14 protein-coding genes are annotated in these 15,233 nt (G+C 51.9%); 7 read left to right on the top strand and 7 right to left on the bottom strand.

All coding sequences use genetic code 11. The features are described from left to right. Window positions 1–15: 15 nt before the first annotated feature. The 3 genes from hrpT (at window position 16) to BIY29_RS07445 (ending at window position 1,741) form a co-directional block, all read left to right on the top strand. Entirely contained in the window at window positions 16–207 is a 192-nt protein-coding gene (gene hrpT, locus BIY29_RS20820; protein ID WP_121574512.1) for an HrpT family type III secretion system protein, read from the top strand. Next, window positions 200–547, top strand: a complete 348-nt coding sequence (locus BIY29_RS07450; RefSeq protein WP_121574511.1) for a type III secretion protein — start codon at window positions 200–202, stop codon at window positions 545–547. The genes hrpT and BIY29_RS07450 overlap by 8 nt, the downstream gene beginning before the upstream one ends. Window positions 548–703: 156 nt before the next feature. Further along, a complete protein-coding gene (locus BIY29_RS07445) occupies window positions 704–1,741 on the top strand; it encodes a type III secretion protein HrpN (protein ID WP_121574510.1) in 1,038 nt (345 codons plus the stop codon). A gap of 149 nt (window positions 1,742–1,890) precedes the next feature. Here the strand turns inward: BIY29_RS07445 and BIY29_RS07440 are convergent, their stop codons facing one another. Next, window positions 1,891–2,235, bottom strand: a complete 345-nt coding sequence (locus BIY29_RS07440; RefSeq protein ID WP_121574509.1) for a DNA-binding protein — start codon at window positions 2,233–2,235, stop codon at window positions 1,891–1,893. Window position 2,236: 1 nt separating this feature from the next. Continuing rightward, window positions 2,237–3,628 (bottom strand): pectate lyase, encoded by a 1,392-nt coding sequence (locus tag BIY29_RS07435; RefSeq protein ID WP_121574508.1) that lies wholly within the window; start codon window positions 3,626–3,628, stop codon window positions 2,237–2,239. 242 nt (window positions 3,629–3,870) lie between these two features. Here BIY29_RS07435 and BIY29_RS07430 point away from each other — a divergent pair, with 242 nt between their 5' ends. Then, window positions 3,871–4,566 (top strand): extensin-like domain-containing protein, encoded by a 696-nt coding sequence (locus BIY29_RS07430; RefSeq protein ID WP_121574507.1) that lies wholly within the window; start codon window positions 3,871–3,873, stop codon window positions 4,564–4,566. Between the two features lie 41 nt (window positions 4,567–4,607). Here the strand turns inward: BIY29_RS07430 and BIY29_RS07425 are convergent, their stop codons facing one another. From BIY29_RS07425 to yebS, 4 genes are all read right to left on the bottom strand, one after another. Then, the gene (locus tag BIY29_RS07425) at window positions 4,608–4,799 is read right to left on the bottom strand and encodes a YdfD/YebW family protein (protein ID WP_121574506.1); all 192 of its coding nucleotides are present in this window, start codon (window positions 4,797–4,799) and stop codon (window positions 4,608–4,610) included. 97 nt (window positions 4,800–4,896) lie between these two features. Continuing rightward, complete coding sequence (gene rsmF / locus BIY29_RS07420) at window positions 4,897–6,390, bottom strand: 16S rRNA (cytosine(1407)-C(5))-methyltransferase RsmF (protein ID WP_121574569.1); 1,494 nt, start codon at window positions 6,388–6,390, stop codon at window positions 4,897–4,899. A gap of 101 nt (window positions 6,391–6,491) precedes the next feature. After that, entirely contained in the window at window positions 6,492–9,125 is a 2,634-nt protein-coding gene (locus BIY29_RS07415; protein WP_121574505.1) for a PqiB family protein, read from the bottom strand. After that, window positions 9,076–10,392 carry a membrane integrity lipid transport subunit YebS gene (yebS, locus tag BIY29_RS07410; RefSeq protein WP_121574504.1) on the bottom strand — a complete coding sequence of 439 codons (1,317 nt, stop codon included), beginning with the start codon at window positions 10,390–10,392 and terminating at the stop codon, window positions 9,076–9,078. Before yebS ends, BIY29_RS07415 begins: the two co-directional genes overlap by 50 nt. Window positions 10,393–10,679: 287 nt before the next feature. Here yebS and BIY29_RS07405 point away from each other — a divergent pair, with 287 nt between their 5' ends. The 3 genes from BIY29_RS07405 (at window position 10,680) to prc (ending at window position 14,040) form a co-directional block, all read left to right on the top strand. Beyond that, the gene (locus tag BIY29_RS07405; protein ID WP_121574503.1) at window positions 10,680–11,186 is read left to right on the top strand and encodes a GAF domain-containing protein; all 507 of its coding nucleotides are present in this window, start codon (window positions 10,680–10,682) and stop codon (window positions 11,184–11,186) included. An 84-nt stretch (window positions 11,187–11,270) separates the two neighbouring features. After that, the gene (proQ, locus tag BIY29_RS07400) at window positions 11,271–12,008 is read left to right on the top strand and encodes an RNA chaperone ProQ (RefSeq protein WP_121574502.1); all 738 of its coding nucleotides are present in this window, start codon (window positions 11,271–11,273) and stop codon (window positions 12,006–12,008) included. Between the two features lie 19 nt (window positions 12,009–12,027). After that, on the top strand, window positions 12,028–14,040 hold the full coding sequence (prc, locus tag BIY29_RS07395; RefSeq protein WP_121574501.1) for a carboxy terminal-processing peptidase: 2,013 nt from the start codon (window positions 12,028–12,030) through the stop codon (window positions 14,038–14,040). A 126-nt stretch (window positions 14,041–14,166) separates the two neighbouring features. Here prc and potD read toward each other — a convergent pair whose 3' ends face one another. After that, window positions 14,167–15,210: a spermidine/putrescine ABC transporter substrate-binding protein PotD gene (gene potD / locus BIY29_RS07390; protein WP_121574500.1), complete on the bottom strand. Its 1,044-nt coding sequence runs from the start codon at window positions 15,208–15,210 to the stop codon at window positions 14,167–14,169. Window positions 15,211–15,233: the final 23 nt, after the last annotated feature.

Raw genomic sequence — 15,233 nt, 5'->3', positions numbered from 1 at the left:
CTCGGGAAAATTGTTATGTGTCATAAACCCTACTTGCTTATCGCGGCTGTGCTGCTTTTGGGCGCATGTTCGTCATCACGACAAATAGTTAATTGCACCTCGGTCACTTGCCGGCCTCAGCCCGATGGGCGACAGCTTATTATCTGGTGGCACCCTGATTTACGTACCGGCCCGGCGGATTACAGCAGGATAAGCATAAATGATTGATACGCCAGTTTTGTTTACCACCCAGCGTGACTTTCTTGCCGCAATAAACTATGTGCCGGAAGGCCGTTGGGAACCTCGGCCGGGGGTTACGCTGCTGTTCCAGCAACGGGGCCAGGAAAAAGTTCTCCAGCTAACGCTGGCCTCAAGTGTGCGCCACCCCGGCATGTTGCATCAATTACTGCAACGACGTTTTCTTGAGGCCGAAACATGCGCTGATTGTTACCTGAGCATGAATGAGCAGCGTGATTTGCTCGTGTGCTGCCAGCTTCCTGTAGAGGAAGAGAACCGTGTCAACGCCTTGGACAGACTATGGCGGCTGACAGGCCTGCCGCCGTTGTAACTACCCGAAATAAATCGATTTTTACCACCTGGACTGCGGGAACTGAAAACAACAGAGCATCACTAAATTGGTGCGCCCATCAAATAAGTCGGGATATCCCCTGACGGTAAAGGATAGCGGTGCTTTGACCAACTCATTCAATTACGAGGAAACATTATGCTTAATTCTCTTGGCGGCGGTACTACCGTGCAAATCACTATCAAAACAGAGGGAACGAATCAGTCGACTCGCTCTACGGATTCATCTCAGTCTTCATCTTCCTATGATGGCCAGCAGGGGGATGTGGCGGAACTGTTGGCAAACCTGTTGACGTCCCTGTTGTTTGGCTCTGAGAGCGATGGCAGCAAGAGTTACGATAGTCAAAATTCTGGTAGCCAAAATTACGGTATTCAAAATAAGGATGGTGGAGCGTTATTTGATCAAAACGGTCAACTGACCGATACCGGCAGTATGCTGGGAGCAAGCCTGAATGCATTAGATCCCTCCGCACAGTTGGGTAATCTGCTGCTCAGTGCGTTGTCCAATCTGCTGGATACTGATGAAGATCAACTTGATACGAGCAATCTGTTTGGCCAAAAACAACCGAACGATGAGGAAGTCTCCGCTTATAATCAGGGCGTTCAGGATGTACTGAATTTACTTTTGAATGGCGGTCTGAAAGAAGCATCCAGCAACCAGACGCCGCTGCAATTAGATGATAAGGGCCTGGAGGGGTTAAACGGCGCCAGTGACTTCAATCAGCTTGGTACTCAGATCGGGCTGGAAGTCGGGCAGAAAGCGGGCTTAGAGGCGCTGAACAATATCGGCTACGATAAAAAAGACAATAACAACCAATATAACCGTTATGTTATTGATAAAGAAGACCGTGAGCTGGCTGCTCAGATCGGTCAGTTTATGGATCAATATCCTGAAAAATTTGGGGTGCCTCAGTATCAGAAAAAAGACTGGGATGCGCCTCAGGATGATAATAAAACCTGGGCGCAAACCCTGGGTAATCCCGGTAAGGATGGGATGACAAAAGAGAGCCTGAATAAGTTTCTGGAAGCCGTGGGCATGGTTAAAAGTGCGGTGGCCGGCGACACGGGCAACGCCAACCTGTATGAGCGTGGCAATGGCGGCAACTCGATAGGTATCGACCTGTCGATGCTCGGCGACAGTATCATCAGTAATGAATTGAAAAAACTGGCCGATTGATTGAGATAAACTCCATAGTAGCCAAAGCAGGGTATCGTCCCTGCTTTTTTGCGTTGGTTATCGGCCAGGTAAAGCCCGTGGGGGTAAAATCAGAACGTTTGTCAGCAGAATGAGAATGAAGCCAGCTTGCGCTGGCTTCGCGGGTTTATCTATGAGGAAAGGTTGGCGGGTTGCCGCACTTTAATGAGTTGATCGGCCATCTGTCGTGCTATCCAATAAGCGGTTTGTGCCACATCACTGTGCAGCCCATTTGCCGCTTGGACGTTGATCTGATGCAGAAAATCCTGCTCAAGTGAATCCACAAAAGCGTCAAACTCAAACTGGCCGCTACGTTGTGGGCTGGTCTGTGACAAAATCTGGTGCAAACATTCAGTGACCAGATTTATCGCACGCTCAAAGGCTTCACGCTGAACCGGCGTCAGATAGCCGCCTTGTTTTACCAGGTCGGCCCAGCGTGAAGGCGTGCTGGTGGCGGGAATCATTGATGCAGGCATCTTAGTTCACCTGTATGTTAGCGGACTGAGGAACTTTGTAGTGATTGTCGACGTTGGTCAGGTTGATGTTACCGCCTGTTACGTTCAAATTATCACTGTCGCTTTTCACAAACGAGAACTTGCCGTTTTCTGCGTCTATGTTACTCAGGTTAATATTCCAGTCGCCTTGCTGGCCACCATTGGTGCGAATAAAGGTGCCGAAATCTTTCGCTTTGAAGTTATCAATGGTCAGATTGGCATCGGCATTAAGCTGGAATATTTTGTCGGATGCACCCTGAGCGCTGCTGTTGGTGATTTCAACGTTGGCAGGCTTACCGTTGTTGGATTTCACGGTCAGCGCATCTTCACCGACATTAGTCCAGTGGACGTTATCAATTTTGGCATCGCCCTTGACGTGAACACCATCTGCGGCATTATCCCCAAAGACCACATTTTTCAGGGTGGCGCCATCAGCCAGTTCAAAAATAGGCTTTTGTCCTTCTTTCTGGGTTCCGTCGCCTAATTTGTCGCTGGCGACAAAGGTTTTACCCCCGCCGTCAAAAACTTCGCCCGGACCGACTTTTATCGTTTCATCAACCGTAGTTACATCACCACTGGCACTAGGAAATTCAACCGGGCCGGCCTGGCTGGTATTGTTGGTGGATCCGCTCCCGCTTGGCGCCGCGCCTTTGCTGCCTTCAGTTGACGGCGTGGTAGGGTTGCCGCTTCCAGAGGTGGTGGAGGGAGGGTTGCCAGCAGGAGAGGAAGAACTATTCGGGTTGCTGGTGGACATCGGATTAGACGCGTTTGATGCTGGCGTTGATTTGGAGTCCTCTGGCTGACCGAACTCATCTTTTTGCGTGTCCATCAGATTGGCGATTAGCTCCATCAGTAGTTTTATCAACGTATTCTCACTGATCTGCCCGCCGCCATCTTCTGTTGGGTTGATGGCATTTTTCATCGCTCCGCTTGAGGTGTCATCCAGCAGGGAACGGCTGAGGTTTTCCGGATTCTGCGTGTCACCGCTGCCGGAGGTGCCCGATAATGGGGATGAACCGGGAGTTGCATTATTTGACTGCGATAATGGGTTTTGTGCATTTTGTCCATTTTTTGCGTCATCGCCAGGTAGCAGTTGCTCAAGCAGTTTCATCAATGACTCGCTCAACGCCTGCTTGTCCGTGTTGTTGCCAAGTGAATCAGCCGAGCGGTTCAATGGATCGTCGCCCTGCTGTGAGTTGTTATTCCCCTGAGTATTATTGGGCATAAGTGCGTTGAGTAGAACAGCCAACGCCTCCAGCATCTGATCCTCCTGTTGTTGAGAGCGTTCCGGTGATGATCCAGTCTTTTGCTGATCAAGATTGGTCTGTGACAATCCTGACGAGGGGACTGTCATGGTTAGCGTAATATCTGTCATTATTGACCTCATGAAAAAAGTGGGATGGGTGTCTTTGTTGCATCATGGCGAACGGACGGACGCATTTAGCACGTCCGTCCATTCGTTATAAAATGAGTGAGGAAAGGCCTTGCGGGGTTCCCATAAGGGAAAATGGTTTTAACGTTGATAAATTAAGCAGTAGGATAAATGAAGACAGATAACATTCGGTTGATATGGCCTACTATTGCATAAGGCACATAATAACCGGAGTGACGGAATAAATGCGGGGACTACTGGTTGTAATAGTGATTCTGGCTGCCTTGATTGCGTTGGCGCCCTGGATCCAACGACATCTCCCACCGGGATATGATCCTTTTACCCCGCTGTCGGTTGACGACCCGCCCACGTTGGTGACTCGCTTTAAGCTTAGGCAGTTGGCGGACGATCCCGAAACCTGTCTGGCGGTATTAAGACAGGCACAGGATAAAGGGCGCATTGCCTTCGTTCTGCCGGGCAGTATTGATGGGCAGTGTCCGTTGCTTTCTCCTGTTCGCGTTCAGCGTTTTGGCGCCGTGACCCTCAGTTCAAGTTTTTTGGCCAGTTGTCCGCTGGCGTTAAGCAGCGCGATGTTTGTTACGCAATCGGCGATACCGCAGGCGCAGCGGCTGGGAACCACTCTGTCGCATATTGATCATGTCGGCAGCTATGCCTGTCGAAATATTTATCACCGGCCTGAAGGGCGGCTGAGTGAACATGCCACTGCGCAAGCCTGGGACGTTACCGGCTTCAAGCTGGCCGACGGGCGGAGTATCAACGTGTTGAACCAGTGGACGGCAGCGGATGAAAGCGGCGATTACTTGCGCACCACGTTTGAGCAAAGCTGTGATTTCTTTGGCAATTCGCTGGGGCCGGAATACAACGCGGCCCATGCCAATCATTTTCATCTGGGAATGCGTGGCTTCGGCGTGTGCCGGTAACGGCATGTCGGGCAGACATAATGCACAGAGGCTGGCGCAGATTAAAAATCGGCATATTCCTGTGCGGGCAGCCAGAAACCATCAATAAACTCTTCGATAGGATAACACCCGGCGCGGCGTAAGCGCTGTTCATTCATGGCCTTGATGCACTGGGATTCCGTATTGTACGCGTCCACCACCAGTTCATCACAGCCATTGCCGAGATAACAAACGAATATCACCAGTGCAAACATGACGCCCTCAATTCCTGGTTAACAGCATGGTTTTTTCCATCGCTTCTGTAGGCAATTGTAGATGAGAATCACAGAGAAGTGAGGCCGGATCTGTTTATCAGTTGGTTTTGTCTCCATCTGATTGTCGCCGTGCAGAATCCTGACGGCTATCCTGTGCGGCGGAACAGGCGCCGTCGCGCACCAACTCGCGTGGCAAATTGTTTTTTATCCGGCTGCCGATGCGTTTGGCCAGCCCCACCGGGCAGTGCTGATAAGTCAGCAGCAGTTCATTCGCTGAGGGTGCAGGCTCCGGGTAGCTGTCCTTCCCCTGAAACCATTCGCAGGCCTGCCGAACGTTGAGTGCGTAGGCGTGGTCGGCATCCGCGTTCGCCAGCGCAATGATGGCTTCGTGCTGCCAGCGATAGCCTTTGGGAAACTGCTCCGCCAGCTTGATACCAATACGTGAGAAGCGGATTTTCCCAAAAGCGGAGGCCAACGCGGCGGGGAAAAGCCAGATTTCGTTGTCGCGCCGCCATAATTGTAGCCGATCGTTTTCCCACGTCAGCCCCTGTTGTTGCGCTGCCTGTATGATCGGCGCGCCATCTTTGGCACTCAGCGCAGAGAAAGGGAATTTACCTATTTTGTAACCGGGTGCAGGGAGCGGCGGGACGCTGGCCGTTTTACGCAGACGCGCCACGAAAAAGCCCTCGCTGTCATAAATCTGTGGAAAAACGTGTAAGAAACCCTCTTCCGTTGCGGCAAGCGCGGCGTCAGGGAACAGATCGGTCAAGGGTTCGAATGTGCAGGCATCGGGAAAAGTTTGTTGCAACCAGTGGCACACCTGCTGATTTTCCTGCGTGTTCAGCGTACAGGTAGAGTAGATCATCACTCCACCGGGTTTTAAGGCGTGAAACGCGCTCAGGATTAGCTCTTGCTGGGTGGCGGCAATGCTGGCGATACTTTCCGGCGACCAGTGATTCATTGCAGCGGGATCTTTACGCACCACGCCTTCGCCGGAACAAGGGGCATCAAGCAGGATCGCATCGAAATAGTCGGGCAACGCCGCGCCGAACACCCGTCCGTCAAAGTGGGTCAGTGCCGTATTGCTGACGCCGCAGCGACTGAGGTTGGCGTGCAGGACTTTCACCCGACTGGCGGCGTATTCATTGGCAATGATGGCTCCCTGATTTTCCATTCTGGCGGCAATTTGCGTGGTTTTGGAACCGGGAGCCGCCGCCACGTCCAATACGTGACACGGGGCGGTATCATGATGAAAAAGGGCGCTGACCGGCAGCATGGAGCTGGCTTCCTGGATGTAGAACAGGCCGCTCAGGTGTTCCAGCGTATTTCCCAATCGCACTATTTCATCATCGGCGTTCAGCAGCCAAAAACCGTCGCTGCACCAGGGAATAGGCTCAAGCTGCCACTGATAAGGTTCCACCCGTTTTAAAAACTCATCGGTGCCGATTTTTAACGTATTCACCCGGATGCTACGGCGTAAAGGCCGTTGACAGGCGGAAATGAAGTCATCCATAGAGAGATGGCCGGGCATGATGGCCTGGATGGCAGCGAGAAACTCCGGGGGTAAATGGGCTGGCGTCTGTTTAGCCACGTTAGGCGGTTCCATTACGGCAGTGAAGATTAAGCGGCGGAGCTTACCACAAAATGCTATCAGGTAGTCTATCAACCTCGGGCGGGTTTACCGCCCGGATTTTAGTTGGTCGGAATCGCCGTACCCCATTGCCGCCACTCTTTTGGCTCTTCGTTGTACAGCAGGAAATGTTTCCCTTCCTGAGCTTTGGGGGCGAGCGGGGTGGTCGCCGGAGTGGCAAAGGCGATCCCGCCGCGGATAAACTGCTGGAACGTCCCGCTTTTTATCACCCCGCCGGTCAAGCCAAATTCCAGGTTATAGCCGGAAGCCAACCAAAAGACCGAGTTGTTTCTCACCAAATGCTGGTAGCGCTTACTGATGCGCAGGGCGACGGAAATACGGTCAGACAACGTACCCAGCGACAGGCCAGTAACGGTTCCCACTTCTATTCCCCGGAACAGCACGGGCGTGCCTACCTGTAATGCACCGGCTTCCGGCGCGTCCACGCTGATGTTTAAACCATCCTGATAACGGGAATCTGAGATGGTTGCCGGTTGCAGCTCAAAACTGCGGGATACGCCACCACCGCCGGGTTCAACATTGATATAGGGCTGGAACAGGGTTTCCAGATGATTAACCCCTGCCGCTGAAATTTCCGGGGTGACAACCGAAAAGCGAGTTCCCGCACGGGCAAATCCGCGGACATATTCGGGATAAAGCACCGCCTGCACCAACACTTCATTATGCTGTTCAGACAGCTTGAGTGAGTCAAGTTGCCCAATATCAATCCCCAGATAGCGGATTGGCATACCGGGCGCCAGTTTACCGGCATCAAAAGTTCGCAGGGTAATGCGGCTGCCGACTGCGCGTGCTGCGGTTTCATTGCTGTAAAGAACCCGCTTGCCGCCTTTGATTTCCGGCGCTCCCTCCAGATTATCAAAGCTGATGGCGCCTTTAAGGGCGCGGTTAAGCGGCGAGGCCTGTACGGTTAGTCCGGAGGTGTTTAACTGGATGCGGGCGCCGCCTTCGGCCCAGAAAACGCTGCTATCCGTCAACAGTTTGCGGTGTTCCGGGCGGATATAGACATCCACCTCGAAATAATCCGCTTTTGGCCGGATCTGCATGATTTCACCGACCTGAAACTTGCGGTACAGCACAATCGAACCATCCTGAATATCGGGCAGACGATCGGTTACCAGCGTCAATGTCGGGGATGGCGTGGCGCCCCGGATACCTTCTTCCGCCTTTTCGAGATCGCTATAGAGGGGATAATGTTGCAGCACGTCGCCTTTGCTGCCGGGTAATACCTGAATGCCGCCGCTAAACCACTCCTGTGCGCTGGCCCCCAGCATCTGTATGCCATCCAGTCCCATTTTGACATTCAGGCGGCTATTGACGACAAATTTACTGTCACGATGCAGAAGCTGCCGATACTGTGGCTCAATCGCCACGGTAAAACCGACCCCTTCTTCATCCAGTGTCCGTTTCACCACCTGACCAATTTGTACGCCGTGCAACAACACCGGTTGGCCGTTATCGATACCGTAGCTTTGCGCGGCATTAAGCCGGATGGACAGAACGCCGGGTTGAGTTAACTGTTGCAGCCCGCTGTCCACCACGGTGAAGTGCTGACGCGGTTCGCCTTCGCCGGGAATGAGCGTCAGCGTGGGGCCACTGAGCAGGCGGGGAATATTCAGATCGCTCAGGGATAACCGCGGTTTGGTCAGCTCGATACGCGTTCCTTCCCGCATTAACGCCACCACCGCCGGATCGATAATCAGTTCACCGCTCACTTTACTGCTGTCGGGGATGAGGGTTATTTTTTTCAGCGTCCCGACTTCCAGTCCCTGATACATCAGCGGCGTGCGTCCTTCCGATAGACCGTCCCCGGACGGTAAATCAAGCGTAATCACCACGCCACGCTGGCTTTGCGCCAGATCGGGATAGAGACGATAGGATTGCTCCGCGCTGGCTTTTTCGCTGTCGTCGGGTGAATCAAACGCCACCGCGCCGTTGACCAGTGCCGCCAGATTTTCCATTTCCACCCTGGCGCCGCGCAAGCCCACGTCGGCATTAAAGCCGGATACGTTCCAGAAACGGCTGTTCTTCTTAACCAGATGGGTAAATCGCCGTTCGATCAGCACATCAATCATTACGCCATGCTGATCCGCTGAGACGGTGTAATCGTAGACTTTTCCGACCGGAATTTTGCGATAATAGACCAATGAGCCATTGCTCAGGGAACCTAAATCATCGGCGTGCAGATGGATCAGCAACTCACCGGTATTGACCCGGTATTTGGGCTGGGTATCCAGTGCGGAAAAATGCGCCTGCGGTTCGCCCTCGCCGGGCATCATGCCAATGTAGTTACCGCCGACCAGCGCATCCAGACCGGAAACGCCAGCCAGCGACGCTTTCGGCGTCACCAGCCAGAACTGGGTTCCGGTACGTAACGCGTCTTCCATGTCGCTTTTTATACTGGCTTCAACCTGTATGGTGCGCAAATCATCACTGAGCTTGATATCTTGCACCGTTCCGACTTCCACTCCCTGATAACGCACTGGCGTGCGACCGGCAACGATGCCATCAGCCGACACAAAATCAATGGTGACGGTGGCTCCCCGCTCCTGCTGATTGGTGTATACCAGCCAACCGGCAATCATCAGGGCAATCAGCGGCAGCAGCCAAAAGGGCGACAGGCGGCGTTTATTCTTCACAGTGGCTGCGGTTGGCGCTTCGGGTATTTTCTCTTGCATCGTTATCCCACATAAGTCGGCTATCCAGCCATTCGACTGCCAGAATAGTTAAAATCACTGCGGTGCCAAAATAGAAAGCCGCAGGCCCCATAGTAAAAGCGAGTAATTGATCGCGGTTGACCAGCGACATCATCAGTGCAATGACAAATAAGTCCAGCATTGACCAGCGTCCGATCCAGCGAATAATACGCAGCATCTTCATCCGGGCAATGAGACCGTCCTCAATCCGCAGATGAATACTTAACAGTAATGCGGACAGTACAATAACCTTAGTAAAAGGCACCAGAATACTGGCAATAAACACCACCAGCGCCACAGGAATGTTGCCCGATGCCAAAGACAGAATACCGGAAAAAATGGTGTCTTCGGTGCGAACGCCATTCACATAAATGATGGAGATAGGCAACAGGTTGGCGGGCAACAGGAAGATAATTGAGGCAATCAGCGCCGCCCAGGATTTTTGCAGGCTATACCTACGCCGCAAGCGTAACGGAATATGACAGCGAGGGCAGCGCCCACGGTTATCAGGTGAACTGGTAAAATGGCAGAAGATGCATATCCGGTAACGTTCGGGTGAGATAACCGGTCGCATTCGCGGGTAGAAGCGCTGCCACAGTTGGTCGCTATTAAGGTGGATAAGCGTCAGCACGCTCAATATCATTAATGCCAGATAGGCAATCAGGCCGCCGCCTGGCTGAACATCAGCGAATTCCCGAACTTTGATGGCGGCAACCGCCATGCCAACCAGGTAAATATCCAGCATCATCCATTCTTTCAGCCTGTCCAGCATCAATAGAATCGGGCGCAGATTCATGCCCATGCGCGGCGCGAAAAACAGATACAAAAGCGAAAATACCAGCGTCAGCGGCACACCGACAGTACAAAAAGCGACCATGCTGGCCGTTATCGGGTGTCCCTGCCGGGTAATTTGCCAGATCCCTTCAAACAGACTGGCATTAATGGATACGCCAAGCAGGCGGATGCTGATTAACGGTTCGGTATAAGCAAACGGCATCAGCACCAGCATGGCAACGGCCATGGCCGCCAGCCGGGAGATGGACCAGTCACGCCCTGAGCTTACTCTTGCATCGCAACGCGGGCAGTTTGCCGTTTGGTTACGCTTAACAATGGGTAACATGAAAAAAGCATCACATTCAGGGCAACGGTGATAACGTGCTGTTGGCCGTGCGGGCGCTACAGCGCCGTCGACATAGGGCGGCCTTGATGACGGATAGGGTGCAGGACTCATTATGTTATATATTTTCATATTACCTGCGGTTAACGATCCATGAGCCAGATGAGTGTAGTCGATAAAAAACGGCGTAACGCACGACGATATAGCCTAACGGAATGATGAGCGACATAAAATGAGACTACACTCTGTAGACGATATAATTAATAGGTAAATAGCACGATATGCATGGTTCCGATATTTCGACAAGGATGATTCTTCGCGCTAATGAATAAATCTTATGGCATCCTGTAGCGGATATTTGCGGATGGTTATTTTGGCGTATGTGGCTGGGTAGACTCAAAAAGACAGAATAATATTTTATGAAAAAACAACAATTTTATCGGGATCTGGTGGGTGATATATCCTCGCTGATTGCGGGAGAAAATCGTTTTATCACCATCCTGGCAAACAGCAGCGCATTACTGTTTGAACGTTTGGATGGGGTTAACTGGGTTGGTTTTTATCTGCTGGAACAGGACTCGCTGTTTCTTGGGCCGTTTCAGGGACGGGTGGCTTGTGTCCGTATTCCGGTAGGTAAAGGTGTATGTGGTCGGGCGATCGCTGAAAATCAGATTCAACGCGTAGGTGATGTACATGCGTTTCCCGGCCATATTGCCTGCGATGCTGCGAGTAACGCCGAAATTGTACTGCCGCTGACGGTTAGCGGTCAGTTGGTCGGCGTTTTAGATATTGACAGCACGGTTTATCAACGGTTTGACGCAGACGATGAAGAGGGGCTTAAGGCCGCGGTGACAGCACTTTGTGTACAACTTGAAGAAAGCGATGTGCTGACTTTTGTCAATTCTCTCACGTTGAAACAAGGATAACGTAGCAATTGCTGATGGCGTCATTATAATGACGCCTGTTCATGCCTGCGCCGGTTGGCACACCCGTTGTAATCAGGAAATTTCATGGAAAATCAACCTAAGTTGAACAGTAGTAAAGAAGTCATTGCTCTATTGGCAGAGCGGTTTCCGCTTTGTTTCACCACTGAAGGTGAAACTCGACCGTTAAAGATCGGTATTTTTCAAGATCTTGTTGAACGCATTCCCGAAACAGATCACGTCAGCAAAACGCAATTGCGTTCTGCGCTGAGGCTCTATACTTCAAGCTGGCGTTATCTGTACGGCGTTAAACTGGGCGCTCAACGAGTGGATTTGGATGGAAATCCCTGCGGCGAGCTGGAACAGCAGCATGTCGACCACGCCCGTAAGCAACTGGAAGAAGCGAAAGCCAGGGTTCAGGCCCAACGCGCCGAGCAACAAGCGAAAAAACGTGAAGCGGGAGAAACCGCCGAACCAGTGCGTCATCGTCCGGCAAATGGTAAAAATGCGCCACGCCGTGAGCGTGATGCCGCTAATACCGCGCCGCGTAAACCGCGCAAGCCTGCTTTCCGGCCGTCGTCATCTCCTTCTCAGCAGCCTGCTAACGCCCAGTCCCGTCAGCTAAAATCTGCCAGCAGTGAGCCTCAGCAGCCGCGGGTGGCGGTTACGGATGTTTCCAAACTGCAAATCGGTCAGGAAATCAAAGTCAGAGCCGGCAAAGATGCTATGGCTGCCACTGTGCTTGAGATTGCCAAAGGTGAAGTCAGGGTGCAGTTGGCTTCAGGCATGGCAATGATTGTGCGCGCAGAACATTTGCAGTTCTGATACGGAGGCCAACCTGGGCATGAACAATTTAGCCAGAATGACCGCTATCGCAGGTTTGCTGCTGGCGAGTGTTAGTTTTGCGAATGAAAATATTACGCGTGTTGAACAAATTCCTCAGTTACAGCAGGAACCTCAACATGCCACGGTAAGTGACAGAGTCGCGTCGCGCTTTCTGCGTTCCCACTATCGCCAGTTTATGCTGGATGACGCTTTCTCCGAAAAAATTTTTTCCCGTTATCTCAATATGCTGGACTACAGCCATAATGTGTTGTTGGCTTCGGATATTGCACGGTTTTCCGGTAAGAAAACGCAGTTGGGGGATGAGCTGAAATCCGGTAAGTTGGATCTTCCCTATGCGTTGTATAATCTGGCGCAGAAACGGCGTTTTGAACGTTATCAATATGCGCTGTCGTTGTTGGAAAAACCGATGGACTTTACCGGCAACGACACGATCGAGCTGGATCGCGAAAAAGCGCCCTGGCCGCAAAATGCGAGTGAACTGAACCGCCTATGGGACGCCAAAGTCAAATACGACTGGTTAAGCCTGAAGCTGACCGGCAAAGAAGACAAAGACATCAAGGAAACGCTGACCAAGCGATATCAGTTTGCGATTCGCCGTCTGGCGCAGAGCAACAGCGAAGATGTCTTCCAACTGATTATGAACGCCTTTGCGCGGGAAATTGATCCGCACACCAGCTATTTGTCGCCCAGAAATACCGAACAGTTCAATACCGAAATGAGCCTGTCGCTCGAAGGGATTGGCGCGGTATTACAGATGGATGACGATTACACCGTGATTAACTCTATGGTGCCCGGCGGCCCGGCGGCGAAAAGTAAAAACATTACGGTGGGCGATCGCGTGGTGGGGGTCGGTCAGAGCGGGAAACCGATGGTTGATGTTATCGGTTGGCGTCTTGATGATGTGGTTGCGCTGATTAAAGGGCCGAAAGGCAGCAAGGTTCGGCTGGAAATTCTGCCTGCGGGCAAAGGCACCAAAACCCGTATCGTTACGCTGACTCGTGAGCGCATACGTCTTGAGGATCGTGCGGTTAAGATGTCGGTCAAGAATGTCGGCAAAGAGAAAGTTGGGGTATTGGATATTCCAGGATTCTACGTAGGCCTGACGGATGACGTAAAAGTTCAGCTCCAGAAGCTGGAAAAACAGCACGTCGGCAGCGTGGTGATTGACTTGAGGAGTAACGGCGGCGGCGCACTGACCGAAGCGGTAGGGTTATCCGGGCTGTTTATTCCCAGCGGGCCAGTGGTGCAAATCCGTGATAATAACGGCAAAATCCGCGCAGACAGCGATACAGACGGCACGGTTTACTACAAAGGGCCGCTGGTGGTGCTGGTAGACCGTTTCAGTGCCTCTGCTTCTGAAATCTTTGCCGCTGCGATGCAGGATTATGGCCGGGCCTTGATTGTGGGCGAACCGACCTTTGGTAAAGGTACGGTACAGCAATATCGTTCCCTGAATCGAATTTACGATCAGATGTTGCGCCCTGACTGGCCGTCATTAGGCTCTGTTCAGTATACGATTCAGAAGTTTTATCGCATTAATGGCGGCAGTACTCAAATGAAGGGGGTGACGCCTGATGTGATGATGCCTACCGGAACCGAAACGGTTGATACCGGCGAAAAATTCGAGGACAACGCACTGCCGTGGGATAGCATCAAAGCGGCTGACTACACGAAAAGCGGCGACTTGAAGCCGGTTATCAGTACGCTGAATGAGCATCATCAGGAGCGTATTGCTAAAGATCCAGAGTTTCAATATATCGCAGAGGATATTGCCCGGTATAACGCGCTGAAAGATAAGCGTAATACGGTATCCCTCAATCTTGCCCAGCGTGAGAAAGAGAGTGACGATGATGAAGCGATGCGTCTGAACCGGATTAACGATCGCCTGGTCAGAGAAGGGAAGAAACCGCTGAAATCACTGGACGATTTGCCAAAAGATTATCAGGCTCCAGACCCCTATCTGGATGAAACGGTAAAGATTGCGCAGGATCTGGCGCAGGCAGAAAAATAGTAAGTTATCGATTGTCCCTTTCCTAAACCAAACCCCGGCGCGTCCGGGGTTTTTCTTGATGGCCGACTGGGCTTTTTTCTATCCGCTCACCGGCAGATCAGCCAGCCGATCAGGTTTCAATAACGATTAGCGGCCTGCTTTTAACTGCTGGAAATAGGTTTCGTACACAGTGCCGGTACTACCAACATCATTCTGCCATTCACCGTTGTTAATTATCTCTTCATCCGGGTACAGTGTTTTATCACCTGAAACCTCTGGCGGCAGCAGCTTCTTTGCCGCCAGATTAGGCGTCGGGTAGCCGATTGTTTCGGCAACCTGCGCGGCGATTTCCGGTCGCAGCAGGAAGTTAATCATTTTCATGGCGCCGTCAACGTTTTTGGCGTTAGCCGGGATAGCCAGGCTATCCATCCAGAAAATACCGCCTTCTGTCGGCCAGATAATTTCCAGCGGCGTGCCAGCCTGCCGGGCCACATAAGCAGAGCCATTCCACACCATGCCCAGGTTCACTTCGCCTTCCATAAACGGGTTACCCGGATTGTCCGAATTGAACGTCAACACGTTGGGCATGAGTTTCTGTAGTTCTTTATAGGCCGCTTCTATCTGCTGCGGATCGGTGGTATTGGCGGAATAGCCGAGTTTACGCAGGGCGATTTGGAACACCTCGCGCGCGTCGTCCGTCAGCAGCAGGCTACTTTTGTATTGCTTGTCCCATAGATCGGCCCAGCTTTTGATGCTGGCAGGATCAATGGCGTCGCGGTTGACGCCAATGGCCGTCGCGCCCCAGATATAAGGGACGGAGTAATCGTTATTGGGGTCAAACGATTTGTGCAGTAAATTTGGGTCAAGATGATGAAAGTTGCTGAGTTTACCGGTATCGATTTTTTGCAGCATACCCTCCTTACTCATTTTGGAAATAAAGTAGGTAGAAGGTACAATCAGATCGTAGGCGCTGTCCTGATAGGTTTTCAGCTTGGCGTACATGCTTTCGTTGGATTCATAGGTAGAGTAAATCACCTTGATTCCGGTTTCTTTGGTGAACTGCTCAAGCAAACCGGGGGGAACATATTCAGTCCAGTTATAAAAGTACAGTGTTTTCCCATCGTTGGCATTGGCCGCGTTGAGGCCGAAAACCAGGGCGCAGGCTGCCAGCAGATGTGACCATTTTTTCATGTTGTTTGTCTCCTTTCCCAAAG

Source organism: Brenneria alni (genome assembly GCF_003666245.1).
In the GTDB taxonomy this organism is placed as follows: Bacteria; Pseudomonadota; Gammaproteobacteria; order Enterobacterales; family Enterobacteriaceae; genus Brenneria; species Brenneria alni.
This window is presented reverse-complemented; position numbering and strand designations above follow the sequence as displayed.

What these genes read in the sequence shown, in the direction of transcription:
- hrpT (WP_121574512.1), top strand. Translation starts at nt 16, where the DNA reads ATGTGTCATAAACCCTACTTGCTTATCGCGGCTGTGCTGCTTTTGGGC.
- BIY29_RS07450 (WP_121574511.1), top strand. Translation starts at nt 200, where the DNA reads ATGATTGATACGCCAGTTTTGTTTACCACCCAGCGTGACTTTCTTGCC.
- BIY29_RS07445 (WP_121574510.1), top strand. Translation starts at nt 704, where the DNA reads ATGCTTAATTCTCTTGGCGGCGGTACTACCGTGCAAATCACTATCAAA.
- BIY29_RS07440 (WP_121574509.1), bottom strand. Translation starts at nt 2,235, where the DNA reads ATGCCTGCATCAATGATTCCCGCCACCAGCACGCCTTCACGCTGGGCC.
- BIY29_RS07435 (WP_121574508.1), bottom strand. Translation starts at nt 3,628, where the DNA reads ATGACAGATATTACGCTAACCATGACAGTCCCCTCGTCAGGATTGTCA.
- BIY29_RS07430 (WP_121574507.1), top strand. Translation starts at nt 3,871, where the DNA reads ATGCGGGGACTACTGGTTGTAATAGTGATTCTGGCTGCCTTGATTGCG.
- BIY29_RS07425 (WP_121574506.1), bottom strand. Translation starts at nt 4,799, where the DNA reads ATGTTTGCACTGGTGATATTCGTTTGTTATCTCGGCAATGGCTGTGAT.
- BIY29_RS07415 (WP_121574505.1), bottom strand. Translation starts at nt 9,125, where the DNA reads ATGCAAGAGAAAATACCCGAAGCGCCAACCGCAGCCACTGTGAAGAAT.
- yebS (WP_121574504.1), bottom strand. Translation starts at nt 10,392, where the DNA reads ATGAAAATATATAACATAATGAGTCCTGCACCCTATCCGTCATCAAGG.
- BIY29_RS07405 (WP_121574503.1), top strand. Translation starts at nt 10,680, where the DNA reads ATGAAAAAACAACAATTTTATCGGGATCTGGTGGGTGATATATCCTCG.
- proQ (WP_121574502.1), top strand. Translation starts at nt 11,271, where the DNA reads ATGGAAAATCAACCTAAGTTGAACAGTAGTAAAGAAGTCATTGCTCTA.
- prc (WP_121574501.1), top strand. Translation starts at nt 12,028, where the DNA reads ATGAACAATTTAGCCAGAATGACCGCTATCGCAGGTTTGCTGCTGGCG.
- potD (WP_121574500.1), bottom strand. Translation starts at nt 15,210, where the DNA reads ATGAAAAAATGGTCACATCTGCTGGCAGCCTGCGCCCTGGTTTTCGGC.